22 protein-coding genes are annotated in these 25,307 nt (G+C 52.4%); 11 read left to right on the forward strand and 11 right to left on the reverse strand.

Features of this window, described 5'->3' with window-relative positions:
* Nucleotides 1-96: 96 nt before the first annotated feature.
* The 3 genes from IB286_RS03435 (at nucleotide 97) to IB286_RS03445 (ending at nucleotide 3,526) form a co-directional block, all read left to right on the forward strand.
* The gene (locus tag IB286_RS03435) at nucleotides 97-1,338 is read left to right on the forward strand and encodes a hypothetical protein (RefSeq protein ID WP_190762421.1); all 1,242 of its coding nucleotides are present in this window, start codon (nucleotides 97-99) and stop codon (nucleotides 1,336-1,338) included.
* A 198-nt stretch (nucleotides 1,339-1,536) separates the two neighbouring features.
* Nucleotides 1,537-2,790, forward strand: a complete 1,254-nt coding sequence (locus tag IB286_RS03440) for a hypothetical protein (protein WP_190762423.1) — start codon at nucleotides 1,537-1,539, stop codon at nucleotides 2,788-2,790.
* Between the two features lie 166 nt (nucleotides 2,791-2,956).
* A complete protein-coding gene (locus IB286_RS03445; RefSeq protein ID WP_190762424.1) occupies nucleotides 2,957-3,526 on the forward strand; it encodes a PhnA domain-containing protein in 570 nt (189 codons plus the stop codon).
* A gap of 31 nt (nucleotides 3,527-3,557) precedes the next feature.
* Here the strand turns inward: IB286_RS03445 and IB286_RS03450 are convergent, their stop codons facing one another.
* Together IB286_RS03450 and pomA are read right to left on the reverse strand one after the other, a co-directional pair.
* Nucleotides 3,558-4,418: a flagellar motor protein MotB gene (locus IB286_RS03450; protein ID WP_190762426.1), complete on the reverse strand. Its 861-nt coding sequence runs from the start codon at nucleotides 4,416-4,418 to the stop codon at nucleotides 3,558-3,560.
* A gap of 6 nt (nucleotides 4,419-4,424) precedes the next feature.
* Nucleotides 4,425-5,201: a flagellar motor protein PomA gene (gene pomA, locus IB286_RS03455; RefSeq protein ID WP_190762428.1), complete on the reverse strand. Its 777-nt coding sequence runs from the start codon at nucleotides 5,199-5,201 to the stop codon at nucleotides 4,425-4,427.
* 261 nt (nucleotides 5,202-5,462) lie between these two features.
* Here pomA and IB286_RS03460 point away from each other — a divergent pair, with 261 nt between their 5' ends.
* Complete coding sequence (locus IB286_RS03460; protein WP_190762431.1) at nucleotides 5,463-6,050, forward strand: hypothetical protein; 588 nt, start codon at nucleotides 5,463-5,465, stop codon at nucleotides 6,048-6,050.
* 20 nt (nucleotides 6,051-6,070) lie between these two features.
* Here the strand turns inward: IB286_RS03460 and IB286_RS03465 are convergent, their stop codons facing one another.
* Nucleotides 6,071-6,553 (reverse strand): FKBP-type peptidyl-prolyl cis-trans isomerase, encoded by a 483-nt coding sequence (locus IB286_RS03465; protein ID WP_190762433.1) that lies wholly within the window; start codon nucleotides 6,551-6,553, stop codon nucleotides 6,071-6,073.
* 119 nt (nucleotides 6,554-6,672) lie between these two features.
* Here IB286_RS03465 and IB286_RS03470 point away from each other — a divergent pair, with 119 nt between their 5' ends.
* The gene (locus tag IB286_RS03470) at nucleotides 6,673-6,858 is read left to right on the forward strand and encodes a hypothetical protein (protein WP_190762435.1); all 186 of its coding nucleotides are present in this window, start codon (nucleotides 6,673-6,675) and stop codon (nucleotides 6,856-6,858) included.
* A 61-nt stretch (nucleotides 6,859-6,919) separates the two neighbouring features.
* Here IB286_RS03470 and IB286_RS03475 read toward each other — a convergent pair whose 3' ends face one another.
* A complete protein-coding gene (locus tag IB286_RS03475; RefSeq protein ID WP_190762437.1) occupies nucleotides 6,920-7,171 on the reverse strand; it encodes a hypothetical protein in 252 nt (83 codons plus the stop codon).
* Nucleotides 7,172-7,334: 163 nt separating this feature from the next.
* Here IB286_RS03475 and parC point away from each other — a divergent pair, with 163 nt between their 5' ends.
* Nucleotides 7,335-9,590, forward strand: coding sequence for a DNA topoisomerase IV subunit A (parC, locus tag IB286_RS03480; protein WP_190762438.1), 2,256 nt, complete (start codon nucleotides 7,335-7,337; stop codon nucleotides 9,588-9,590).
* A 53-nt stretch (nucleotides 9,591-9,643) separates the two neighbouring features.
* Here the strand turns inward: parC and IB286_RS03485 are convergent, their stop codons facing one another.
* The gene (locus tag IB286_RS03485) at nucleotides 9,644-10,822 is read right to left on the reverse strand and encodes a hypothetical protein (RefSeq protein WP_190762440.1); all 1,179 of its coding nucleotides are present in this window, start codon (nucleotides 10,820-10,822) and stop codon (nucleotides 9,644-9,646) included.
* 145 nt (nucleotides 10,823-10,967) lie between these two features.
* Between IB286_RS03485 and serB the strand changes: the two genes are divergently transcribed.
* Nucleotides 10,968-12,212 (forward strand): phosphoserine phosphatase SerB, encoded by a 1,245-nt coding sequence (serB, locus tag IB286_RS03490; RefSeq protein WP_317889691.1) that lies wholly within the window; start codon nucleotides 10,968-10,970, stop codon nucleotides 12,210-12,212.
* Nucleotides 12,213-12,216: 4 nt separating this feature from the next.
* On the opposite strand, the gene IB286_RS03495 is transcribed toward serB, so the two are convergent.
* The 3 genes from IB286_RS03495 to epmB all read right to left on the reverse strand — a co-directional run bounded on the left by IB286_RS03495 (nucleotide 12,217) and on the right by epmB (nucleotide 17,228).
* Nucleotides 12,217-14,217 carry an EAL domain-containing protein gene (locus tag IB286_RS03495; protein ID WP_190762442.1) on the reverse strand — a complete coding sequence of 667 codons (2,001 nt, stop codon included), beginning with the start codon at nucleotides 14,215-14,217 and terminating at the stop codon, nucleotides 12,217-12,219.
* 103 nt (nucleotides 14,218-14,320) lie between these two features.
* Nucleotides 14,321-16,114: a hypothetical protein gene (locus IB286_RS03500; RefSeq protein ID WP_190762444.1), complete on the reverse strand. Its 1,794-nt coding sequence runs from the start codon at nucleotides 16,112-16,114 to the stop codon at nucleotides 14,321-14,323.
* 70 nt (nucleotides 16,115-16,184) lie between these two features.
* Entirely contained in the window at nucleotides 16,185-17,228 is a 1,044-nt protein-coding gene (epmB, locus tag IB286_RS03505) for an EF-P beta-lysylation protein EpmB (protein WP_223826060.1), read from the reverse strand.
* 47 nt (nucleotides 17,229-17,275) lie between these two features.
* On the opposite strand from epmB, the gene efp reads away from it, so the two are divergent.
* Together efp and epmA are read left to right on the forward strand one after the other, a co-directional pair.
* Nucleotides 17,276-17,845 (forward strand): elongation factor P, encoded by a 570-nt coding sequence (gene efp, locus IB286_RS03510; RefSeq protein WP_190762448.1) that lies wholly within the window; start codon nucleotides 17,276-17,278, stop codon nucleotides 17,843-17,845.
* A gap of 11 nt (nucleotides 17,846-17,856) precedes the next feature.
* Nucleotides 17,857-18,819 (forward strand): EF-P lysine aminoacylase EpmA, encoded by a 963-nt coding sequence (gene epmA, locus IB286_RS03515; RefSeq protein WP_190762450.1) that lies wholly within the window; start codon nucleotides 17,857-17,859, stop codon nucleotides 18,817-18,819.
* A gap of 9 nt (nucleotides 18,820-18,828) precedes the next feature.
* On the opposite strand, the gene IB286_RS03520 is transcribed toward epmA, so the two are convergent.
* Entirely contained in the window at nucleotides 18,829-19,956 is a 1,128-nt protein-coding gene (locus tag IB286_RS03520) for a beta-ketoacyl-ACP synthase III (protein ID WP_190762452.1), read from the reverse strand.
* A gap of 219 nt (nucleotides 19,957-20,175) precedes the next feature.
* Between IB286_RS03520 and IB286_RS03525 the strand changes: the two genes are divergently transcribed.
* Nucleotides 20,176-22,668: an acylase gene (locus tag IB286_RS03525; RefSeq protein WP_190762454.1), complete on the forward strand. Its 2,493-nt coding sequence runs from the start codon at nucleotides 20,176-20,178 to the stop codon at nucleotides 22,666-22,668.
* Here IB286_RS03525 and IB286_RS03530 read toward each other — a convergent pair.
* On the reverse strand, nucleotides 22,665-23,921 hold the full coding sequence (locus tag IB286_RS03530; protein ID WP_190762456.1) for an NADH:flavin oxidoreductase: 1,257 nt from the start codon (nucleotides 23,919-23,921) through the stop codon (nucleotides 22,665-22,667). The genes IB286_RS03525 and IB286_RS03530 overlap by 4 nt on opposite strands.
* An 86-nt stretch (nucleotides 23,922-24,007) precedes the next feature.
* Nucleotides 24,008-24,907, reverse strand: coding sequence for a LysR family transcriptional regulator (locus IB286_RS03535; protein ID WP_190762457.1), 900 nt, complete (start codon nucleotides 24,905-24,907; stop codon nucleotides 24,008-24,010).
* Between the two features lie 105 nt (nucleotides 24,908-25,012).
* On the opposite strand from IB286_RS03535, the gene IB286_RS03540 reads away from it, so the two are divergent.
* Nucleotides 25,013-25,303, forward strand: a complete 291-nt coding sequence (locus tag IB286_RS03540; protein WP_190762459.1) for a DUF2218 domain-containing protein — start codon at nucleotides 25,013-25,015, stop codon at nucleotides 25,301-25,303.
* The last annotated feature ends 4 nt before the right edge of the window (nucleotides 25,304-25,307 follow it).

Here is a 25,307-nt window from a genome sequence, read left to right on the forward strand (position 1 = left end):
AGCTAAATGCACGGATTGTGATCTTTGAGTGTTGGGAACGCGTTCAGGTGTTGGTTTTCCTGTGGGCTTGGCAGCTGTGAATTTGGAGATAAAAGCATGTTAAAGGAATTTGTAAATAAGGGATTGGCGGCATCGGTATTAGGCGCCAGTGTTTTTCTAACGGCCTGTGGTGGGGGCGGTGGCTCCAGCTCAGGTGGTTCACCTTCTACTTATAGCGGTGTGTCTGGCCCACTAGATGCAGTTCAGGAACCCCTGTCTACTCAGGTGCTTTCTCCTTTAGGTGATGCCCTTTCAGGTACGCCGCTTGAGGGTACGGTTTCGTGCTTGGATCAAGTTGTGGTTCAAGATGTGGTCGATGTACTGGACGCGGTACTCGGTGCCAGCACCGATGGCATTCAGTTGGCGGCGACGGAGCTGACTAGCGATCTACCAAACCTATTGGCGTCTTTAGTCGGTGCGAGTGATTGTTCAGGTAGCGGCTCAGCAAGTGGTAACCCATTAGCGGGAACGCCACTGGCAGACCTTGGTTCGGCTTTTGACAGCATTCTGGGTAATTACGGCGGTAGCGCAGATAGCCCGCTGGACTTGGCTCAATTGGCTGACCTTCTGGAAATGCTAAGCGCGGCGATTGCCGACAATGTGCCTGCCGAGGTCGCAGAGGCACCTGTTCTTGGCGGTGCGCTGAGCACACTGGAAACGGCGCTGGCTGATCTGGCGGTAACGCTGGATGAAGTGCTGCTGCAAGATGGTTACGGCACCTCGGAAGCGGTAACTACGACCCTTGAAAACCTGCTGAACAATGTCTTTATCAATATTTTGCCGGTGGCCTTTATTGAAGAGCAGTCCGGTCAGCAAGGATTGTTCAGTGCGCCGATTCAGTCTGGTGTAGCCGATCTGACGACTCAGCTCGACAGCGCTTTGTCTACTGTTGTGCCGCCTTTGTTTGAAGCGCTGGGTACGCTGGTTGATACGCTTAATGGTGCATTGTCTGGCAATTTGGGTGGAGGAACTGCAGATCCAAATTTTGGTGATCTGAGTGCAATCATGACTCCTCTGACTCAATTAGGTGATCTGCTGGCGGCTGGCGGTTCAGGCTCAGGTTCTACTGGTGGCCTGACTGGTACACCGCTGGATCTGCTGCTGGCCCCACTTGCAGATGCTATCGAAACTGGCGGCGTGGGCTCTTGTCCGCTGTCATCTACTCCGCTGAACCCTGTATGTGGAGTGGTGGATAGCCTGCTGAGCACCTTGAGCTTGAATCCCGGTACCGACCCTGTTTCTGCCCTGCTTGGTTTGGTAAACAACCTGCTTAGCAGCTTGGGACTGGGTCAATCCTAATTTCGCTGAGGCAGCTCAATAGTATGTTTTAAAGGTATGGGTCAACAGATGTTGGCCCATTTGCGTAGAAAGTTCGGGAAACCCCGTACTTTCGTCGATTCAAAACTCTGTTCAGATAGTGGGCTTATCTGGCTGCTTGTAAGTCGCCAGATTACCGCCTAGCTCAGGCAAAAAGTCTTTGTTCGAGGGAACGTTTTCATGACAGATAAATTCGCAAGCAAATTATTACCCGCGCTAATCTTGGGCTGTAGCATTATGGTTACGGCCTGTGGTGGTGGCGGTTCATCTAAATCATCACCGACTACTACCGGTGACAATACCGACACGGGTTCAGAGACTCCTGTGCAATATGCCGGAGTAGAAGGCCCGCTGGATGCGCTGCAAGATCCGTTATCCACGCAAGTTTTTGGTGGCTTGTCTAGCGCAGCCGCAGGGACTCCATTGGAAGCGGCCCTTACTTGTTTAGGGCAGGTTGTTGCAGAAGATGTCATTGATATTCTGGATGCCTTTGCGGCGATTGATCCCGCTACTGGTGATCCGCAGGCGGCATTTGAATCCGCTACAGCGAATGCCCAGCTGGCGGCTACTGAGCTGACCGTGGATTTGCCCAATACCTTGGCATCCTTGGTAGGGCAGGGTGACTGCACAACAAGCTCTACGGATTCATCGGGTTCAGATAATCCGCTTGCGGGTACACCGCTAGAAGCGCTTGGAACTGCACTGGCGGCGGCGTTGGCCAATGGCGGTGATCCATCCAGCATGAGTCCAGCGCAATTGGCGGTATTGTTCCAAGAGTTGGCGGCCGCGTTTTCTGAAGGAACCAGCAGCCTGCCCCCAGAAGTGACTAGCGCGCCGATTTTGAGTGGTGCTCTGGACACCATCGGTACTGCTCTAACCGATTTAGGTAATGTGGCGTTGGCGGCGGCCAGCAGCGATGGTGTGGCGGTATCTGGCACTACAACGCAAACCGTAGACAATCTGCTGAAGAATGTGCTGATAAATGTTTTACCGGTTGCTTTCCTTGAAGAGCAGGCGGATCAAGACGGTGTCGTCAGCGACCAGATTGACGCTGGCGTTAGCGCGCTAAGTGCGCAACTGTTTACCGGACTATCTACCGTAATGGTGCCGCTGTTTGACGGTATTGGTACTTTAATGGATGCCATTACCGGCAGCATGGCAGGTGGCGATGATGGTCAGAGCACCGGCCCAACCTATACGCCGCTGGATGAGATATTAGGGCCTTTGGCCGATGCGGCCGCTGGTTTTAGTAGCGACGGTGAAAGTGGTACTGGCCCAACCGGCACACCGTTGGATGTTCTGCTAGCGCCAATCGCAAGTGCGATTGAAGGTGGTGGTGCGGCGGCGTGTCCATTGGCCGATACCCCGCTGTCGACAGTTTGCGATGCGGTGGATGGCATTTTGGCCCAACTATTGGGTGCGCTAAGCGTCTAATTCTCGCTCGCTAAAACGTAAAAGAAGTGACCCTTTGTGGTCACTTTTTTTATGCCTAAATTTTAATCAGCGATGGCGCTGAGATATTCTTATCCATTTATTTGTTCTTACAACACACGTTGCGCGGCAAAGGCAGTATAATAACCACTTTTGGAAAATGGTTATTATGAGTCTCGAGCAAATCCTAAACGAACGTAGCGGCAATGTGTGTGAACTGTGTGGTAGCGCTGAGTCTCTATCGCCGTTGGCGGTGCCGCCAAGACTTGCAGACAATGCGACTGATTGCGTGAATGCCTGTGAGGTTTGTCGCAAGCAGTTGGCCGAAGGCGGTGAGCTCGATGTAAATCACTGGCACTGCCTGAATCAGAGTATGTGGAGCGAAGTGCCTGCGGTGCAGGTGATGGCTTTCCAGATTCTTAAGCGCTTGAGTGCAGAACCTTGGGCGCAAGACTTGCTGGATATGTTGTATCTGGACGATGAGTTAACTACTTGGGCAAAGCAGGGTTTAGAGTCGGCCAATGCTGAAAAAACCCTTGATTCTAATGGCGCAGTTCTACAGGCCGGCGATACCGTAACGCTGATCAAGGATCTGGATGTTAAGGGCGCGAATTTTACCGCCAAGCGCGGTACGGCGGTGCGCGGTATTAGCCTGACCAGTAATCCCGAACATATTGAAGGCCGGGTTAACGGTCAGCGTATTGTGATTATTAGTAAGTTTGTTAAACGCTCAAACTAATAAACCCTGACTAGGGAATACCATCTATTCCTTAGTCAGAAGTTTCTGGAGTATCGCTTGGCGGGGCGGCTGCCTCGTCAGTCGTGGTTTCAATGTCCTTGCCGCGAACAATAAAATTGCCATCGGCATCAATGGTGTCATCTCGCAGCAGTACAACTTCTACCCGACGATTTTGTGCTCGCCCTTCCTCGGTATTATTGTCTCCCAGCGGGCGTGTGTCGGCATAACCGGCGAGACGGAAGCGCTGGTTGGGTAATTCGCCTACTGCGGTAATTTGATGCAGTACTGTGGCGGCCCTTGCTGAGGCCAAGTCCCAGTTTGAACGGAATTTACTGTTGTGGATCGGCACCGGGTCGGTATGTCCAGCCACCACCACATGGCCGCCAATCTCATGTAAAACGTCGCTGATTTTCTTAATGACCGGGTAAAAGCTTTTGGACAGCTCGGCGCTGCCAATGGGGAATGAATTCATCTCTCGAATGCGGATGGTAATAACTTGCTCGCCATCGTTGGCGACTTCAACCAGGCCGCTTTCCATTTCCTTGCTGAGGTGGTCTTCCACTTTTTCAACGTCGATTGCCAGCGCATAACGCTTCAGTTCGTTCATGGATTCCTGACGAACCTGATTGCGAATAGTCGGGTTGGTGCGGCCGGGGCTGAATTCACGCTGGATAAAGCTGGTGCCCAAGGGCGTTTCTTTGGCTTTGACTTCGCGCTGTACGCCAAAGGCATCTTTCAGGGAGCCGGAAAGCTCCTTGAATTTTTGTTTGTCCAATTCGGAGAAGGAAAATAGCAACACGAAAAACGCCAGCAGCAGCGACATGAGGTCGGCAAAGGTCAGTATCCACGCAGGAGCGCCGGGGGCGACCTTTTTCTGAGGAGCGTCTTCCATGATTTCTTACGCCGCTTTAGTTTTGTTTTCAGCTTCGGCGTCTTTCGCGCCATCGGGTAAATAAGTCGCCAGCAGGGATTCCAATACGCGGGGGTTAAGCCCTTCTTGAATACCATCCACCGCTTCGAGAATAAGGCTGCGGTTGCGGCGCTCTTCTGCAGTGCGGAAGGCGAGTTTGTCGGCAATGGGCAGGGCAACCGTATTGGCTAAAACCGCACCGTAAAGGGTGGTTAACAGCGCAACTGCCATAGCTGGGCCGATGGCTTTGGGGTCCGACATATTGGACATCATCTGCACTAGGCCGACCAGCGTACCGATCATGCCCATGGCGGGAAAGGAATCGCCCAAGCCTTTAAAAATCGCCTCGCCGGTTTCGTTGTGTTCAATAGTCAGGTTGATCTCTTTATTGAGCACGCGTTTAACAAAGGCGGGGTCGTGACCGTCGATGGCCATTTGTACGCCCTTGTCGAGAAATTCATTGCTGATTTCAGCGGATTCCAAGCCCAGCAATCCTTCGCGACGGGCGATGGTGGCCAGTTCAATACACTCTTGAATCAGGGATTGTGAGCTGGTGGGCTTGTGAACAAAGGCGCGGGACGCAACCTTAAAGGCACCAAGGGTTTGTGACAGCGGAAATTTAACGAGGTTAGCCAGTGCTCCGCCACCCAAAACGATAAGCAGACTGGGGGTATCAACAAAACTGGAGGCGCTGCCACCGACAAAGATGGCGGCGATAATGACGCCTAGTGCGCCGAACATACCTAGCAGGGTTGCGATATCCACGACAAAACTCCGTTAATGCTAGCCTCTAAAAATGGGGCAGGCTGCCTAATTTAGTACCAGTTGGAAGTGACTGTACCGGAGTTTTTGGGAATTAGTTATAAGTAATATCCGCTGGAAAAATGGCCTAAAGTTCCCGGATCATGGGCGTTTAGGGCATTTTTTGGGGTGGTAAAAAAACCATAAAATATCGCTGATGGCTTAAGCCACGGTTCATTTTCACGGGCGTAATCTGAGCTCGATTCTAACGCGGAGGAGATGCAAATGAATCGTGAAAACTACGCAACTGAAACCACAGTTAAAAGAACACGCCGCCGCTGGATGGGCTTATTAAGTCTGGGGCTGTTGGCACCATTGGCGATGACCGTTTCAAAGCCTGCTGAAGCCGGTGAAGTTGAAGCCGCTGCGGCGGTATTACTGGGCGCAGCGATTATTGTTGCCGCTCAAGATGATCATCGCGATCGTCGTGTTACCCATGTGCATACCGATAATCACCATCGCTGGTCGCATCGAAATGGTCGCCGCTTTTGCGATACTCACAGCAGCTTCCATATTGAAGTGAACCGGCCGGCCTACTCGCACAGTCACGGCTATACTTATTACAGTTATGGCGCGGGCAGAGATTATCGAGATAGACACTCCTACCACGACAGACACTCATACAACGACCGGCACTCGAACCATGGTAAGCATGGCTACTCAGATAGACATGCTTATGGGGATAAACACAAGCATCACGGTGATAAAGGGGGTCGTGCCGGCAGCCATCACGCGAGTAATGGCAAGGGCTGGAAAAACGACCGCCATCATCACGCTGAAGCGAAGTGGAATACCCGCGTTAAAGCGTATTGATGCAAGTCTGACCTGGCGGCCTAGTGTTGATGGCCGCCTTCGCCGTGGGCGTGGCCGTGGCTGATTTCGTCGGCTGTTGCCTCACGGACATTGTCAATTTTGATTTTGAAAGTCAGTGTTTTTCCCGCCAGTGGGTGGTTGCTGTCCACATCCACTGAAAATTTCCCTACTTTTATTACCGTGGCGGTGCGTGTGCCTTGATCGGTATTAAAGCGCACAATTTGGCCTGCCTTGATTTTGCCTTCGTGCTTTAAATATTTGGCCGGAATCCGCTGCTGCTGGTTCTCTTTGCGCAGGCCGTAGGCCTCGGCGGGCGGCAGGGTCACTTCAAACTCATCGCCTGCGGTTTTACCCAGCATGGCTTTTTCCAAACCGGGAATAATATTGTTGGCGCCGTGCAGGTAGAGTGTGGCGGTCTCGCCAAAATTGGATTCCAGCTCGGTGCCGTGTTCGTCTTGCAGCGAGTAAAAAAAACTGGTGACACTATTTTTGGCAATTTCCATTGTTCGCAATTCCACTGAGCGCCGATATTGGCGTTAAAAAAGACCGGCTATGGTAATTCTGTAAGGGCTGGGATGGTAGTATCTACTCGCTTTTTTGAATTGATTTTGAGGTGATTGGAATGGGCGACGTACTGCCCTTTGCTAAGCGTAAGCCGGCCGCTAACAAGCAGGCAGGTACCCTTTGTCGCGAGGGGCATCATAAATGGAAAGTAGATAAAGCTAAGCAGTTTGATGTGAAGCAGGGGAAATTGGTAACGGTGTACCGTTGTGAGCGCTGTGGAAAGCTAAAAACGACAGCCCACTAAGTGGATTAGGGGCTGCCTGTATCGAGACCTGGGTGGAATCTCTAAAAAGGGGTATTCTCGATCAGAAGGCCGCGCTGTTTAGCTCGGCACTGATATTGGCCAGCCAGTTTTGCGCTTCGTCCAGACCTTCAACGGCTTTTACCACGCTGGCAATACCGGTGAGGTGCTCCAGCAATAGTTTGCGCATTGAGAGATTGTGTTCTTGCGCCTGCTCCTGTAAAAACAGGAACGCCTGAGCGCTGATATCATCAATCTGCATCTGTTCGTTGTCTTCGCGGAAGTCCGCTAAGTTGATGATGTTTGAGTTAGCCATCTTGCAACTCCTCTGTAATATGGTGAGAAGTATAGGAGTCGCCTTTGAGAATGACTCTTCGTAATTACCACTAGCTATCATGCGTACAGTGCCTATGTAACGATATGGCTTAGTTTGGGTAGTTGCTGTCCTGAATTGTGTTTTAAGTAGATAACTATTTGATATGTCAGAAAATATTGTGATCGGCGACGATGGCGTCGAGCAAATTCCCCTAAAAACCTATACCGAGAAGGCGTATCTGGATTATTCCATGTACGTCATTCTTGACCGTGCCTTACCCAGCATTGCCGATGGCTTAAAGCCCGTGCAGCGCCGTATTGTTTACGCCATGAGTGAGCTGGGGCTTAAGGCCACGGCGAAATACAAGAAGTCGGCGCGTACCGTAGGTGATGTTATTGGTAAGTTTCACCCCCACGGTGATAGTGCGGTATACGAAGCCATGGTGCTGATGTCGCAAGACTTCTCCTACCGCTATCCCTTGATTGATGGTCAGGGCAACTGGGGTTCGCCAGACGATCCTAAATCTTTCGCCGCGATGCGTTATACCGAATCGCGTCTGACCAAATATTCAGAAGTGCTGCTGAGTGAATTGGGGCAGGGCACCGTTGATTGGGTGCCAAATTTTGATGGCGCGATTGATGAACCCGCGACGTTGCCAGCGCGGGTGCCGAATATTCTCTTAAACGGTACCACCGGTATTGCGGTAGGTATGGCCACAGATATTCCGCCGCACAATCTGCGCGAGGTGGTGAGTGCCTGTATCCACCTGCTTGATGAGCCCAAGGCCAGCGTTGCTGATTTGTGTATGCACATCAAGGGGCCGGATTTTCCCACCGATGCCGAAATTATTACCCCTCAAGACGAACTGCATAAAATTTATGAGCAGGGCCGTGGCTCGCTGAAAATGCGCGCAATTTGGCACTCAGAGGGCGATGATATTGTGATCAGCGCGCTGCCCCACCAGACTTCAGGTTCTAAAGTGTTGGAGCAAATTGCCCAGCAAATGCAGGCCAAAAAGTTGCCGATGGTCATCGACCTGCGCGACGAGTCAGATCACGAAAATCCCACCCGCTTGGTGATTGTGCCGCGCTCTAACCGCATTGATAAAGAAGCGGTAATGAATCATTTGTTTGCCACAACAGATTTGGAAAAGAGCTACCGCGTTAACATGAATATGATCGGCATTGATGGCCGACCTCAGGTGAAAAGCCTGGATAAAATTTTGGGCGAGTGGCTGACCTTCCGTGAAAGTACGACCCGTCGGCGTTTGGAATACCGCCTTGATAAGGTGTTGGCGCGTTTGCATATTTTGGATGGCTTGCTGATTGCCTTCCTTAATATCGATGAAGTTATCGCCATCATCCGCGAAGAGGACAAGCCCAAGCCGGTGCTGATGGAGCGCTTTGGGCTGAGCGATACTCAGGCCGAAGCGGTACTGGAATTGAAGTTACGCCATTTGGCGCGACTGGAAGAAATGAAAATTCGCGGTGAGCAAGAAGAGCTAGCCGCCGAGCGCGACAATCTTGAGCAGACCTTGGGTTCTCCACGACGGATGAAAAGCCTGCTGCGCAAAGAATTATTGGCTGCTGCAGAGGAATTTGGTGATGAGCGCCGCTCGCCGCTGGTTGCCCGCACCGAGGCCCGCGCATTTGCCGAAGATGAGCTAGTCTCAGCCGAACCTGTGACCGTTGTGCTTTCTGAAATGGGTTGGATTCGTGCCGCTAAAGGCCACGATATTGCCCCCACCTCATTGAGCTATAAATCGGGTGACCGTTTTATGCTGGCGGCCAAGGGTCGCAGTAATCAATTAGTGACTATTCTGGACAGCACCGGTCGCAGTTATAGCGTTACGGCGCATACTCTGCCGTCAGCGCGGGGGCAGGGCGAGCCGCTAACGGGGCGGATTAACCCGCCGTCTGGGGTTGGCTTCCGCGGCATGATGATGGGCGCAGGAGACACGCTGTATCTTTTGGCTTCGAATGCAGGTTATGGTTTCTTTGCCAAACTCGATGACCTGAATAGCAAAAACCGTGCGGGTAAAACTGCGCTGACCTTGCCGAAAGGGGCCTCGGTTATGCAGCCGGTGCCCGCCGGTGATCTGCAAGATTGTTTTGTTGCGGCCGTGACGAATGAAGGACGAATGCTGGTGTTTCCGGCCGAAGACCTGCCGGTAATGGCGCGGGGTAAGGGCAATAAGATGATCGGCATTCCCGGCGCTCGTGCGGCCAGTGGCGAAGAAACCATGGTCGGTATGGCGCTAATGCGCGAAGGCGATACGCTAAAAGTGCTTTCTGGTAAGCGCCATCTGTCGATGAAGATGTCTGAGCTGGATCACTACAAGGGCGAGCGTGGCCGGCGTGGTCACAAATTGCCGAGAGGTTTCCAGAAGGTGGATGGTCTGGAAATAAAGGCCGATTAAATCTGCCCAATTGTAGTAGTTAAATAAATGAGCCCGGCAAATGCCGGGCTTTTTCAATCTTGGTCCTGTGATTGGAGCTGTTGTAGCTGAATTAGTTGTCGCGCTAGTAGCTCGTCATAGGGCGGCGACATCTGAGTCACTTCCTGACCCTCCCGGTCGACCCAATTACTCAAGGCCTCGTGCTCAAGCAGGCTTTCTTCAAGCCATATACCGTTGCCGCTATTCGTGGTGCGGTGCAGGTTTTCAACAATTTCGGCTTCGATGAGTTTTCCGCGCCACGGCTCGGCGAGGAAATTTGCTGGCGCGATTGCGCATCGTGCTTTCAGCAGACTGTCCAGTTTGGTAAATAACTCCGCACAACACAGCGCGCGAAACAGGGGCGCATCGGCATCGCGGCGCTCATAAAAGCGCAGACTCAAACCGTTGTGGTAGTTGAAAAACAACTCACCTTGGTAGAGTCGGGCGATGGTTTCTGCGCGAGCGATAGCGGCTTTAATTTGCTCTTCCAACATTTCGTTGGTCATCTGCTTGCGCAGCTTCGCCAGTTGTTGCCATTGGCAGTGCAGAATGACATAGCGGCGCTGCTGCTGACTTTGTTCTGGCAGCAGGTGAATTTGCGGCTGGTGAATTTCTTGCAATAAGTCACCGAGGCTATCTTCGCCTGTGTAGGGGCTGCGATCGTCTCGCAAAGGTTGTGAGAGCCTAGCGCGGGCGAGTTGTAGTAGATCTTCTAGCTTGTTGATGGGCACGGCAATTAGGGAATAGGCCAGTGCGCAGAGAATGGCACTGAGTAGTAATAAGGTGCTGCCCAGATCAGAAATTTCTTGGGTGATGCGGCTGCCGTCCAGATCGAGAGAGACTTGGCCCAAGGTGCCAATATCGGCAGCAATATCCGCTTGATAGCGCAGCGCTTCCTCATTGGGACTGCCGGTTTCAGCCAGGCTTTCCCCTTCGGCATCATCGATCCGGATATGCTTAACCAAACGGCTGCTGGCGTAATCTTGCAAAATGGCTTGCAGACTTATTTGGTCATTACGCAATAAGGCTTGTTGCGATTGCGAGGCCAGTTGTACGACCCACTGCTTGCCAATGAGGTCGGTGGTTTCAACTAAGATTTGGCGGCTGGCGGTAACGCTGCTAATAAGTAGTGTCAGCCCGGTGACAGCACAGAGCAGGGCGGCGGCGAGGCCACATTTAACCGAAAGCGGCAGGCGAAGAAGCAGGCCAAGCATTGTGATTTCCTATCTTTTTACTGCGGCCAAGTATAAAGGAAGCCTTGATTAATTACTGCGCTTGAAAACTTAGGGCTGGCGGTACTTGGGTGCAGCCCTCACAGTGAGTAGAATACGGCGCTTAGCCATTGTGGGTGTGTTGCACGTGAACGAAATTATCATGATCAATATCTCTGGGGATGATCGCCCCGGAGTAACCAGCTCTATTACCGGCATACTGGCCGACCACGATGCAACGGTGCTGGATATCGGTCAGGCGGTGATTCATAACACCTTGTCGCTGGGCTTGTTAGTGGATGTGCCAGCGGGGATTGAATCGGCGACGATTCTGAAAGACGTGCTGTTCCGCTGCCATGCTATGGGTTTGCAAGTGCGCTTTTTGCCCGTGACCGCTCAAAGTTATGAGCAGTGGGTTTCTGGGCGAGGCAAGCAACGCCATATTGTGACCTTGCTGGCGCGGCAGATTTCGGCGCTTCATATCGCGCAAGTTACGGAAATTGTGGCTCGCTACGGGCTGAATATTGATCGCATTGAACGCCTTTCGGGCCGGGTGTCACTGCTGGAAAATGGCACCGTAGATCAGCGGCAAAAGGCGCGCTCATCAGTTGAGTTGTCGGTGCGCGGCTTTTTGGAAGATCCAACGGATTTTCGACGCGAGTTGCTGCAACTGGCCAATGAGGCCGATATCGATATCGCCTATCAAGAAGACAGCATGTTCCGCCGTACCCGCCGTTTGGTCGCCTTTGATATGGATTCAACCTTGATTGAAGCCGAGGTGATTGACGAGCTGGCTAAAGCTGCGGGTGTGGGCGATCAGGTGGCGGAAATTACCGAGCGCGCCATGCGTGGAGAGCTGGATTTTACCGAGAGTTTTCAAGCGCGTGTGGCCTTGCTGGAAGGTCTGGAAGAGTCTGTTTTACAGGGTATTGCTGAGCGCCTGCCGATTACCGAGGGTGCAGAGCGTCTTATTTCTACCCTGAAAAAATTGGGCTATAAAACGGCGATACTCTCCGGCGGCTTCACTTATTTTGGCCATTATCTACAGCGTAAGCTCGGCATCGACTATGTGTACGCCAATGAATTGCCAGTTGAAGAGGGTCGGGTGACCGGCAAGGTTGTTGGCCGTGTTGTTGATGGTCAGCGCAAGGCTGAGCTATTGCAGGAAATTGCGCAGCGCGAAGGCATAGATATGGAGCAGGTCATTGCGGTGGGTGATGGTGCCAACGATTTGCCAATGCTGAGCGCGGCCGGTTTGGGCATTGCATTCCATGCCAAGCCAATTGTGCGCCAGAGTGCCAAGCAATCGATCTCGACTCTTGGCTTGGACAGTATTCTTTACCTGCTCGGCATCAGTGATAATTTGGCGCCGGGCCAAGCGAACGTGTTGTAGGCGGTTAAAAGCTGGAAAACTCGTAACTCATGCTCGGCTGAGGTTCGTTGATATAACTGCCCTGAATAAAATCGGGGCCAATTTGCCAGAGGTTAGCTAAGGCGGCGGCGCTGGTCACATTGGGTATAGTAATTCTCGCCTGCAGCTCTTTGGCGAGCTGCACAAAGCGGCGAACGTCTTCGTTACTAATTGTCTCTTCTTTGCGAATGCCCGGTTTGACCATGCTGGGCTGTAAGTGGCTAAGGAATTTATTCCCCTCTTCATTGCGACAGAAATTCCGCACAGCTAATCTCATGCCCAGGCTACTGAGTTGACGATTAAAGTCCAAAGCCAGCTTTAAATTGCTGGCAATGCTCTGCTCGCTAAATTGTAGAATCACGGCCTCCGTCGGCAGCCCGGAGGCGCGAATTGCCACTGTAAGCCAAGGGCAAAACTCGGTGTCGTGGAAGACGTTGCTGCTCAGGTTGATAACCAGTACGGTTTCTTCTCCAGCTTGACGCTTATGAGAAAGTTGCTTGGTTGCCTCCATCACAATCCAGCGGTCTAATTTATTGTCGTGGGGCTCGCGCTCAATGGTACGCAACAGCTCGCCGCCACTGACTTCGTCTTCTTCCCGGTCCTTAATGTCTAGCTGAACCTCGTAGTAATCGCCGTGGGCGTCACCCAAATTGACCATGGGCTGGTAAAGCAATTGTAGGCGCTTGTCGGCAATGGCTTCGGCAACCACTTCCGATACCGAGTTTTTCTGAGTGAGTTGCTGGCGATCTTTTGCGAAAATTTGAGACCGGTTGCCACCTTCAATCTGTAACTTTTTCAGAAGTCCGAAACTGCTTTTTATGGCCAATTCCGAGCTGGGTGGTGTCAGATGATTAATGGGATAGATCACCCCGGTGATGGTGCATTGCTGGGACTTGTTATGGGTTTCAAACATTTGCCCTTCAATGGTATGCCCAAGTTTCTGAACCATATCTAGCGTGTTATTGCTTGGCAGCTTACTGAGCGCGCAAAAAATATCGTCGGCCAGCCGCCCCCAGAGTTGAACGTCCAATTTGTTTTGCAGGGTTTGGCTTAAATTGCTGACCAGCTGCTCCATGTCGAGCACGCCAAACTGGCTGCGTATCTCACTGTAATCATCCAAGCCAATCATAATCATGGCGTGATTATTATTGCGCTCGCCGTCTAAAAACGCCTGTAACAATGACAGGAAGTGTTGGCGTGAGGCAAAGCCAGTACTGATGTCAGTGAGCCCGCCGCCGGTCTGCAAGTCCTGCTCCTGTAGCGTGAGCTGAATGCAGCTCTCACCCTCATAACTGGCTAAAGAGCCCAGACACTTCAGCCGCAGAGATTCTTCTTCCTTGATAAACCGCACTTCAATCGGTGGGCTTTCTTCTTCCTGTTCGACTTTTTTTAGCAGGCCTTTTAGAACTTCTTGGTCTTGGGTTTGAACCAGGTCAATGATGGGGAAGCCGTCCAACTCTTCGGTGCCCAGCAGGGACCAAAAGCGGGGGTTGGCGTGAATAATCATGCCGTCGATAACATAGCAAATGGCATCGTTATGTTCGCTAAGAAGTAACTGATTACGATGGCTGGAGGCTTCCAGCTCTTTGCGTAGCGCTCCCAGCTCTCTTTGTAGGGCAAGGCTGCGCAATTCTCTTTGGCAGGCTTGAACAAGTCTGGGCATTTCATCGCGACTAAATACGCCGGCCAGTGCAGGATCGAGCTGCTGTTCCTGCGCGCCATCTGAAATCATTAATATAGGTAAATGACTTTTGTGCAGGCGGGTCAATATGTCCTGAATTTGCTTGGGCGAAATCTCGTTTTGATGTTCGTCCAGAAAAATCAAATCCCAGTCTTTATCTTCTAGCAGCTTGGGTAATTGCTCGGTAGTGTGAGCATTGTGTTCACGGACAATATTGCCAGCTTGGCGGAAGCGACTAATGAGCTGGCTGATGTCGTCGTCGCCGAGCTGGATAAATAACGCGTTTATTATGGGGTTTATGGTCATCAAGGAAACTGGGTAACGTCTAAAGGGTTTACTTTACAGAGAAATGTAAAAAAATCTTCGGCACCAGTCACAGGCTGTGGAGAAACTCCCACCCTTGTAGGGGCTAGAGAATATCCCAAAGCTTGTGAAACTGATCCTCGTCCTCTGTCTTACCTTCCTTGGGCGCTTCTTTGCCAGCATACACCTGTGCAGGTTGCAGGTCGCGGTAACTGAACAGCTTATAGGCAATCTGATTTTCAAGCGATTCAATCAGGCGAATGCGGCTGGTAAAGCCATTTTGCTGAATTTCTAGGGTGCGGCCTTCTTCAAAGCCGGCAATGCCGGTGAGCAGAATACGCTGCGGCGTGCCGTCGCTGGCCGCTGGCAGTAAAAAGGCGCGCTGGTAATCGCGGTTGGACAGGCCCGATTGAACTAGGCAGGCGCTACACGGCTCGCAATCACTGGAAAAAATCTGCACACCAAATTGATGGCTGGCGTCGCTTCTCAGCCAGCGCACGGTGCCCAGTCGCCAGTTGTCATACTGTTCGCTTTTAACGGCAATCACTTCGCCAGTTCGAATATTTTGGCTGCCGTCATCTGGCCACTCTAGGCGGAATCCTGTTGGGCTGTAATCTAAAGCTTTTAACGATAGGGTTTGATAGCTGGTATCAGACTTTGTGGCAGACTTAGGACTGTGGTCATTGGCAACGGGCAGGCTGTAATCGATCTCTTCAATTAAGTGCTCGCGATTGCCTTTAGCAAAAGGGTCTGCATCAGGGTCGCGTGTATCAACGGAGTTATTTGACCCCCACACATCAACCGGAATATCGCGTTCTTCGCCCCAAACAATGTCTTGTTTTTCGCCGGGCTCATACTGAAAACTTGTGAAATCACTGCCGTGGGCAATGAAATAATGGCTGGCATTGATGCCCAGTGCGAATTGCACGGTTTCGTTGCAGGCAATGCGGTCTGAGGCCCGCTCGGTAGATGAGCGCCAAGCGGTGCAGAGCTGCATCAATATCGCTTCGGGCATATGGTATTGCTTGCCGGTGATATTGATCTTATTGCTTAGTGCTTTCGGTGTTAGCTCCATGCGGCTGGTGTCTAGCCCAAGCCAGCCGGGGGCGGGTGCCCGTTGAGAAAGCTCTCGGTAAATAGGTGGTGTATCGGCGCTGGGGTCAATCAGAAAGGTGCATTGCTCAAGGCTGCGGTGGCGTATCAGTGCATCAGCACTCCAATAACGCAGGCCGAAAAATACCTGATCGATATAGCGTTGTGGAATTTGGTGGGTGCGGCTGCAAGAGAGAAGCAGTGCACGGGCGTACATTAATTCAATAGTGCCGTTTTCATTGCCCTGCTCGGGAATCTTAACGCCTTCCAATTTGTTTGCTGCGGCAGCGAGATAAACGCTGTGCAGATTGCGCCAGAAGCTAGCGGAGGCCGGGCGGTAGAGTTTGTAATTGCGCAGCAGGGTACAGCAGTATTCGTTGATGGCTTGATAGAGCGCGCGCGCCATTAAGTCTTTGGGTTTGATAAAGCGGCTGCTGTGTTCAAGGTCAACAAAGACTTGGCAGTAACCCGTGGCCATCAAGCGATTTAAGGTGCTTGAAAGTTGGGCAATTTGCGCGGCCTTCTCGGGTAGGGCAATGGGCTGATTGGTGTAAAACCGAGACAGGCTTTTGGTGGTTTGATGGATGATGGGAGAGAGACTCTCCAAGACTTCAATCCGGGTTTTACCATCGATCTTAACGTGGCTGAGTTCAGCGAGCGCCTTATAAAGCTGACGGCTGGTTTCACCAAGATTGGTGACCGGCAGTTGGTTTTTCCACTCGCGTACTGACTTGGCATCCAGTTCGAACAGGCTCAGTTTCTGCCGATCTTGTTCGGGGAGTGGGATGTGTAAGCTCGACTTGGACATAATGCGCTTTTGCCGGAGTTTATAAATTAATCAAAAAGTATAACTTATTGTTTTATTGACAATAATTCAATCACGGCGTAACGGGAGTTTTGCTCTGCTCGCCGGCGATTTCTCTGACCAGTTTGGGTACCAGATAGCCGGGTAGCAGATTGCGCAGCTCATTTAGCAGTGTCATCGCTTGCTCCTCGCGAACTTCAAAGTGCCCTGCTCCGTTCACACGATCAAGAAGGTGCAGGTAATAGGGTAGTACACCTGCTTGAAATAACGTGTGACTCAATTGGCACTGAATGACAGCCGTGTCATTGACGCCCCTTAGTATAACGCTTTGGTTTAGTAATGCGACCCCAGCGTGTTTGAGTTGGCTTAGGGCTTGAGTGGTGTCTTCGTCTATTTCATTGGCGTGATTGCAGTGAATCACCATGACCACGTTCAAGCGGGTGCGCTGAAAGAGGCTGATCAATTCCTTTTCAATTCTGGCGGGCAATACCAGCGGGAAGCGGGTATGGATGCGCAGGGTGCGGATATGGGGAATATCGGCAATTCGCGTGATCAGTTTTTCAAGATAGCTATTGCTGAGCGCCAGTGGATCGCCACCGCTGAGAATTACTTCGTGAATATCGGGCCGGTCGGCAATGTAATCCAGCGCCTGCTGCCATTCGGTTTGGCTGGGGGCGTTTTCGCTGTAGGGAAAGCTGCGCCGGAAACAGTAGCGGCAATGTACCGCGCAGGCGGAGGTGGCAATTAACAATACCCGGCCGTGGTATTTGTGGATCAGGCCGGGCACCGGGTTGGCCTCGGCTTCGCCAAGCGGGTCATTGCTGTAGCCCGGAGTGATCAGTTGTTCTTCCCCGCGCGGCAGAATTTGTAATAGCAGCGGGTCACGCCAGTTTCCGGCTTCCATTTTGGCAACAAATGCTTCCGTTACCCTGAAGGGAAATTGCTCAAGGGCTTGGCTGAAGTCGGCTTGGTCGGCAGGGTTTAATCCCAGGCGCTCAAATAGCACGGCTGGGTCGCGAATCATACCGCTTAACTGGGTTTGCCAGTCTTGCGCACGCCAGTTGGGGCGATTCAATTGGCCATCGGCCTGCCATCTTGTCGTGTTAGCGGGTATCATTACGGCCTTTTGAAAATACTGATAGTGAAAAAGCATAGAGGATAATCATGGCCGTCTATTCTACCAATGAATTTCGTTCCGGGCTGAAGGTAATGCTCGACGGCGAGCCCTGCTCCATTCTGGACAATGAATTTGTTAAGCCCGGCAAAGGTCAGGCATTTAACCGCGTAAAAATGCGCAATCTGAACACCGGTCGTGTTTGGGAGCGGACCTTTAAGTCTGGCGAGCAATTGGAAGGCGCCGACGTAATGGACCACGAGATGGAGTATCTCTACAACGACGGTGAGTTCTACCACTTTATGGATCCTAAAAGCTTTGAGCAGGTGCAGGCTGATTTGAAAGCGGTTGGTGACGCATCACAATGGCTGAAAGAACAGGATTTGTGCACGGTAACGCTGTATAACGGCGCACCACTTTCGGTAACGCCGCCAAACTTCGTTGAGCTGGAAATCGTGGAAACCGATCCCGGCCTGAAAGGTGATACCGCGCAAGGTGGCACCAAGCCCGCTCGCCTGAGCACCGGCGCCACGGTAAAAGTCCCTCTGTTTATTACTGAAGGCGAAGTGATTCGCTGCGATACCCGCAGTGGTGAGTACGTTAGCCGCGTTAAGAGCTAACGCCTTTCTCTATGAGCGACTGGCAGCCCACAGCATCTATTGATGCGCTTAAACAACGGGCTGCCTTGCTCAATGCCATTCGCGGCTATTTTGCCGAGCGTGGGGTGATGGAGGTGGAAACGCCTTTGCTCGCTTCCGCTCCGGTGACTGATCCCAATATTGAAGCCATCGCTACCGAGAACCCACTTGGCGGTGAACATCCGCTATGGCTACAAACCTCCCCTGAATTTGCCATGAAGCGCTTGCTGGTGGCTGGCTCCGGGGCGATTTATCAAATCTGCAAAGCCTTTAGGCGTGGCGAAAGTGGGGCGCGCCACAATCCTGAATTCACCATGCTGGAATGGTACCGGCCTGAACTCTCGTTAAATGAACTTATGGACGAGGTGGCCGGTGTAATTGCGCTGGCGCTAGGTGATTTCCCAGCGGTGAACAAACTCAGTTATCGCCAAGTCTTTAAACAATATCTGAATATTGATCCGCACACTGCTTCTGCGGCTGAGCTTGCCGGGCTTGCGCGGCAACATCTGGATGTGGGCTTTGACAGCGATGATCCCGACTTGTGGCTGCAATTATTAATGTCCTCGGTTATCGAGCCGGCATTGCCTGCCCAAAACATTTCCATGATCTATGAGTTTCCGGCGACTCAGGCGGCCTTGGCTAAGATCGAAGACGATGATACCGGCCAGCCGGTGGCAAGGCGTTTTGAGGCGTTTTATCGGGGTATGGAATTGGCCAATGGCTACGATGAGCTGCAAGATGCCAGTGAGCTGATTCGGCGTATTAGCCGCGATCATGCCCAGCGCCAAGCTGCTGGGCAGAGTCGGCCACCGATTGATCGCTATTTGCTGAAAGCGATGCAGTCGGGCTTGCCGAATTGTGTGGGCGTGGCAATGGGGTTTGATCGCTTGGCAATGCTGGCCTGCCAGGCAGGCCGCATTGACGAGGTGATCGCTTTCCCTGTTTCGAGGGTTTAAGCGAAAGGTTTAGCGCTTGCGGATAACCAGGCTGCCGATCGAATAACCTGCGCCGAAGGAGCAAATTAAGCCGTGATCGCCGGATTTCAGGTCTTCATGGTACAGATTAAAAGCGATAATCGAACCGGCTGACGCGGTATTCGCAAAGCGATCAAGAATGATGGGGGCTTCACTTGGCTCGGGGTCGCGGCCCAGCAATTTACGGGCAATCAGCACATTCATATTGATATTGGCCTGGTGCAGCCACCAGCGCGTAATATCTTCAACTTGAATCCCACAAGACTGCACGTGGGTGGCAATATGCTCGGCGGCCATTGGGCACACTTCCTTAAATACCTTGCGGCCCTGCTGGTGGAAGTAATTGTGCGGCTGGGCGACAGAATCATCGTTGGCGGTAGCTAAATAGCCAAAGTTTGAACGGATATTGTTCGAAAAACTGGTTACGGCCTTGGTGCCGAGAATGTCGTAGCTGTGCTCTGACTTACAGGTGTCCGCCCGTTCAACAATCACCGCCGTGGCGACATCACCAAAAATAAAGTGGCTGTCACGGTCGCGGAAATTCAATTGTGGGCTGGTCAGCTCAGGGTTGATAACCAGTACCGCTTTGGCAGTGCCAGCGGTGACCATTTCCCAAGCGCGTTGCAGTGCGAAAGTTGCTGCGGAACAGGCCACCAGCATATCGAAGCCAAAGCCTTCAATGCCCAGCTCATTTTGTACTTCAATCGCAATAGCGGGGTAGGCGCGCTGGGTGTAGGCACACGACACAATCACCGCATCGATATCTGCGGGCGATTTATTGGCGGCGGCCAGTGCTTTGCGGGCGGCGGCAACGGCCATCTCGGCTTGGTCGCTGATCTGCTCTTCGGGGCGCACCGGAATGCGTGGCGTCATGCGATCGATATCGAGAATACCGTCTTTCACATAGACGTAGCGCGACTTAATGCCCGAGGCTTTTTCGATAAATTCAGCAGTAGACAGGGGTTTTTCTTCCACCTCGCCTAGCTGGATGGCGGCGGCGTTTTGGGTGTTGAATTGGGTGGCGTAAGCATTGTAGGCCTCAACCAATTCTTCATTGCTGATGGTGTTTTCGGGCGTCCATAAGCCGGTTCCGCTTATGACCACTTGGGTATTGGACATCGTTCTCTCCCCGTTCTAATGTTATAGCCGTCAATTTTGAAGCAAAAACACAGTTAGGGCCAGTTGGATTGTGTTTTCGGGCGTAATCTCTCGGTCTAACGATGCGAATTTGTCACATTGTGTCGTAACGCTGGCTTTGAAATAATGCGGCTCCTTAGGGTTGTACAACAATAACAGTGATGCACCCACCTGATTGGGTGTCGTTCGTGGTAGCAAAAAATGAAAAATACATTATCTCGCAAGCCATCATTACGCATGGCGGTACTGCCTTTGTTCGCTATCTCTCTCGGACTGACCGCCTGTGGCGGTAGTGGCGGCGGTGGCGTGTCGGGATCAACGCCGGACGTAGAGCAGGGTGATCAACTCGCTGCCAAAATTCGTCGCAGTGACTACGGTATTGTTCATATTGAAGCGCAAGACAATATCAGCCTCGGGTTTGGTTACGCCTACGCCTTTGCGCAGGATAACCTCTGCGCGATTGCCGATAGTTATGTCACGGTGAATGGCGAGCGCAGCAAGTATTTTGGCCCGGAAAATAGCTGGGAATTTACCGGCAACGGCACGGTAAACAACAATCTCAATTCAGATTTTTTCTTCAAGTTACTGATCGCCGAACAGCGGGTTGAAAATCTGTTGGCGTTGGCGCCGCCGGCGGGGCCACGGCCAGAAGTTCGGGAATTAATCAGCGGTTACGTCAAAGGCTATAACCGGTATCTGCAAGACACCGGGGTGGATAATCTCCCTGATCCCACCTGTCGAGGCGCGGAGTGGGTGCGTGAAATCTCCGAGATGGACGTTTACCGGCGTTTCTATCAGCTGGCCCTGCTGGGGTCGTCGGCAGTCGCGATTGATGGCATTGGTAGCGCGCAACCGCCGGGGCCAGATTCACTCGGGACACTGCCGCTCAGCCCCGAGGATATTGCCTCGCAATTGGGAGCCAGCTGGAAGGGCGTACAGATCGGCAGTAATGCCATTGCCTTGGGAAGTGAGGCGACCCAGAACGGTCGCGGCATGTTGCTTGGCAACCCACACTTTCCTTGGAATGGTACTGAGCGTTTTTATCAGGCGCATTTAACCATTCCGGGAGAATTGGATGTTACCGGCGGCAGCTTATTCGGGGTGCCTTTGGTTCTCATCGGCTATAACAAGGACTTGGCGTGGAGCCATACCGTTTCCAGTGCGTGGCGATTTACCCCTTATCGCCTGCAATTGGTGCCCGGTCAGGCAACGTCCTATTTAGTTGATGGTCAGCCTGAAGACATGACGGCTTGGCCATTGACCGTAGAAGCACAAGTTCCGGATGGCGGTCTGCAAACCGTGGAGCGCACGCTATATACCAGCCGCTGGGGGCCGGTATTTACCAGCTTGTTGGGCTTGCCCTTATTTCCGTGGTTGCCAACGGAAGCCTATGCCATGGCGGATGCCAATGCGACTAACTTCCGCTATGTGAATCATTTTTGGGAAACCAATCGCGCCAGTTCAAGCCGTGAATTATTAGCGGTGCTTGAACGCAATCAGGGCATTCCTTGGGTCAATACCATTGCTGCAGATAGTGCGGGTGAAGCGCTCTACGCGGATATTTCGGTCACTCCCAATGTCAGCGACGATATGATGATTAGCTGTGGCGCACCTTTGGGGTTGGTTACCGGGCCGGTATTAGGTTTGCCGGTGTTGGATGGTTCGCGCAGCACATGCGCTTGGCTGAATGACGATGATGCGATCCAGGCGGGAACCATTGGGCCGGCGAAAATGCCACACCTGTTTCGGCGGGATTATGTTACCAACTCCAATGATAGTTACTGGCTGTCGAACCCTAATGAGCCCTTGGAAGGTTTTGCTCGAATTATCGGTGATGAAGGCACTGAGCGAACCATGCGCACTCGATTGGGCTTGGTGATGGTCGAGGAGCGCTTGAGTGGTTCAGATGGCTTGCCCGGTAATCGCTTTACTCGCCAGCAACTGCAAGATTTGCTGTTTAACGATCGTCAGCACGCGGCGGAATTATGGCTGGATGATTTGCTTACTGGCTGCGTGGCGATGCCCTTAGTGGTCGGCACAGGCGGGCCGGTGCAATCCGCAGAGGCCTGCGCTGCGCTCTCTGGCTGGGACCGCACCGACAAATTGGATAGCCCCGGCGCGCTGCTGTTCCGGCGCTTTGCCCAGAATCTGTTTATTACCACCGTGCCCTCGGGAACCTCGGCGTCACAGCTCAATTTTGTCGATGTTTGGACAACGCCTTTTGACGTCAATAATCCGGTTTACACCCCCTCTGGGCTGAACGTGCTCAATCCTCATGTAAATTACGCACTGGGCAGTGCGATCAGTGATTTGCAGGGTGCGGGAAAAGCCATGGATGAAAGTTTACGCACCAGCGCCACTGAATCGCGCGGTGCAGAGATTATTCCGATTCATGGCGGCCCCGGCAGCTTGGGTGTCTTTAATGCCATCAGTAATAAATGGGATGCGGCGGCGGGTTACACCGACGTGGTGCATGGCGCCAGCTATGTGCAAGTGGTGAGCTTTGATGGCGATGCCTGTCCGGATGCGCGCACGATTCTCACCTATTCTCAGAGCACCAATCCGGACTCGCCGCATTTTGCCGATCAGACGCGGCTCTATTCGCAGAGCGGCTGGGTGCGGCCTCAATTTTGTGAATCGGAATTGCAGGGAAAAATCACCGAGACACTGGAGCTGAGTCAGCCCCTCGATTAATGCTGCGTACGGGCCTCAATTTTTTCTGAGGCCCGTATTTCATTCAGTGCAGCATCATTGGGTTCATTTAAAATGCAGTAGGTACCGGCACGGTTGTAAATCTGCGCGACGCAGCCATTGCAATTGGTACAGCCGGATTGCTTGAGTTGACCGCTGGCAAATTTATTTGGCAGCGCCGGGTCGTGAAGTAAGACGCGGGCCATGGCGACAGCGTCAAAGCCTTCTTCCAAACTTTGCTCAATATTGGCGAGGCTTTTTACACCGCCCAAATAGGCCAGTGGTATTGATACCGCTTCTCTGACCTTCAATGAATACTCTCTGAAATACCGCTCCTTAAATTTCAATCCCTTGGGTGTGCCCAGTGCGGCGACTTTCATCAATAAGCGTTGTAGCGGCTGGTGCTTAAACACTTTGGCAAACTCCTCCTGATTGAGAGGACTGCCAAACATAAACCAGGTGGATTCGACATTGCGACCGCCAGATAACACCAACATATCGGCGCCGGCTTTCTCGAGGACTTGCGCGGTAATGGCGGCGTCTTCCGCCGTCGCGCCACCGCGAACCCCATCGGCAACATTGATCTTGGCGATCACGGCCATCTCTTGCCCAACCGCCTGCTTAACGGCGCTCAATACGCGTGCGGGAAATCGCGCTCGGTTTTCGGCGCTGCCGCCGTATTCATCATTGCGCGTATTGCTCAGTGGCGAAATAAATTGATTGAGCAGATAGCCGTGGCCCATATGGATTTCCACCGCATCAAAGCCGGCGCGCTGGGCCAGTTTTGCGCCGTCGACAAATTCCTGAATAACCTGAGCCATGTCTCGCTCATTCATGGCGCGCTGCAAAATATTGCCGTGAAACAGGCCGGCGACATTGATTCCGCTTGAAGCGCTAATCGTTCGGTGCGGCACAAAAATACTGGTCACGAATGAGCCGCCATGAGTGATTTGCAGGGCGGCTTTGCCACCTTCTTGATGTACCGCCTCGGTAATCGCTTGCAGGTCTGGCAGCACTTCTTCACGCAGCCAGAGTTGATCTGGCAGGGTGCGGCCAACCTTGGCGACGGCAGCGTAGGCGAGTGTGGTGAGGGCCACGCCGCCAGCGGCTAAATCGCGATGATGCTTTAGCAGAGCTTGGGTGGGGAATCCCGCGCGGTACATATTTTCATTGGCGCCGGACTTGATAAAGCGGTTGCGCAGGGTGATCGGGCCGACGTGCAGAGGGCTAAAAGCAGCGTGCTCGGTTGTGCTCATAGTGGGTCATTATTATTGTGAGTTTGAAACGCCGATTGTCGGTAATAAACCGCCGTTAGGCATCCTTCATATTGAGGGGGATGTGGTTAAAGTATCTCCGCCATTAATTCCAGCATTCGCTGGCGCAGCCACTGGTTGGCGGGGTCGAGATGATCGCGGCGATGCCATGTCATATACATTGTTAGTGGCGGGCTTTTAAAGGGCAGCGGCGCAAAATCAAAATCCTGCATATTCACCCGCGACATCAGGCTGGGTAGGGTGGCAATGCGATCACTGCCTTTTAAAAATGCCGCAACGGCTGAAAAATTAGGAACAGAAGTGCGTGCCTGTTGTAGGGCTTTGCCGAGATGGTCGCGCACGGTTTTCATCGCGGTGTGCTCGTCAGAAAACCGCACTTCTATGTAATCTGCTTCCAGAAATTCCGCCCGACTTTTGGGTGGCTGGCGTTTTGTCGCGTCATAAAAGCACACCACTTTGTCGTCAAACAGACGGGTCTGAAAAATATTCGGCCCTTCTGGTGGGTAGGGAGTGACCACCAATTGGCAGCGGGCTTCTTGTAATAGCTCCAGCGATTGATTGCCGCTGGCGGTAAACCGAAAGCGCACGTCGATGCCTTCATCGAGCAAGCGGCGATTCAACTCGGGAAAAATTAATTCCCGCTGAAAATCATTGGCGGCAATGGTGAATTCCAGTGCGCTGACTCTGGGGTCAAACACCCGCTCATCCGTCAGCGATTTCAAACTATCTAATACCGCCCGCACCGGCTCCTGCAGTGCAGTGGCGCGCTCGGTGGGCACAATGCCGCGTCCTGCGCGAACAAAAAGTGGATCGCCCAGTGTGAGGCGCAGCTTGTCTAAAAGGTGGCTGACGGCAGATTGGGTTACGCCAAGACGGGCGGCGGCTTTGGAGATGGAGCGCTCCTCCAGCACCATTAAAAAGGTTCGCAGGCTGCGGCCATCTAAAGATAAGAAATCGATTTTATTCATATCTAATATGAGTTGATCACTGTTTTTTCGAATTGTAGATTGGCACAAAATGAAACTCATCTGAAGTCGAACGGCTTTATATTTTGAAACTTTGAGGTTTTTTTCATGCACACAGAAGCCATTGTTAAAGCTGAAAACAGTGAAATTTACTTAAAAAAACTCTGTAAACACTTTGCCCACAAAGTGCCCGCAACACTGAATGGCACACAGGGTATTATCGATTTTCCGTTTGGCCGCTGCCTGCTGAACGCGGAGGAAGGCCATTTAAAAATGAATATTGAACTGTCGGATAAGGCCCAGGTGGCCCAGGCCGAAGAAGTGATGGCAGTGCATTTGAAACGCATGGCAAGCAAAGAGGCGCTGCTGGTTAATTGGAATCGCGTGGCGGCGAGCTGAAGGC

The sequence above is a fragment of the Spongiibacter pelagi genome, from assembly GCF_014705705.1.
Classification (GTDB): domain Bacteria; phylum Pseudomonadota; class Gammaproteobacteria; order Pseudomonadales; family Spongiibacteraceae; genus Spongiibacter; species Spongiibacter pelagi.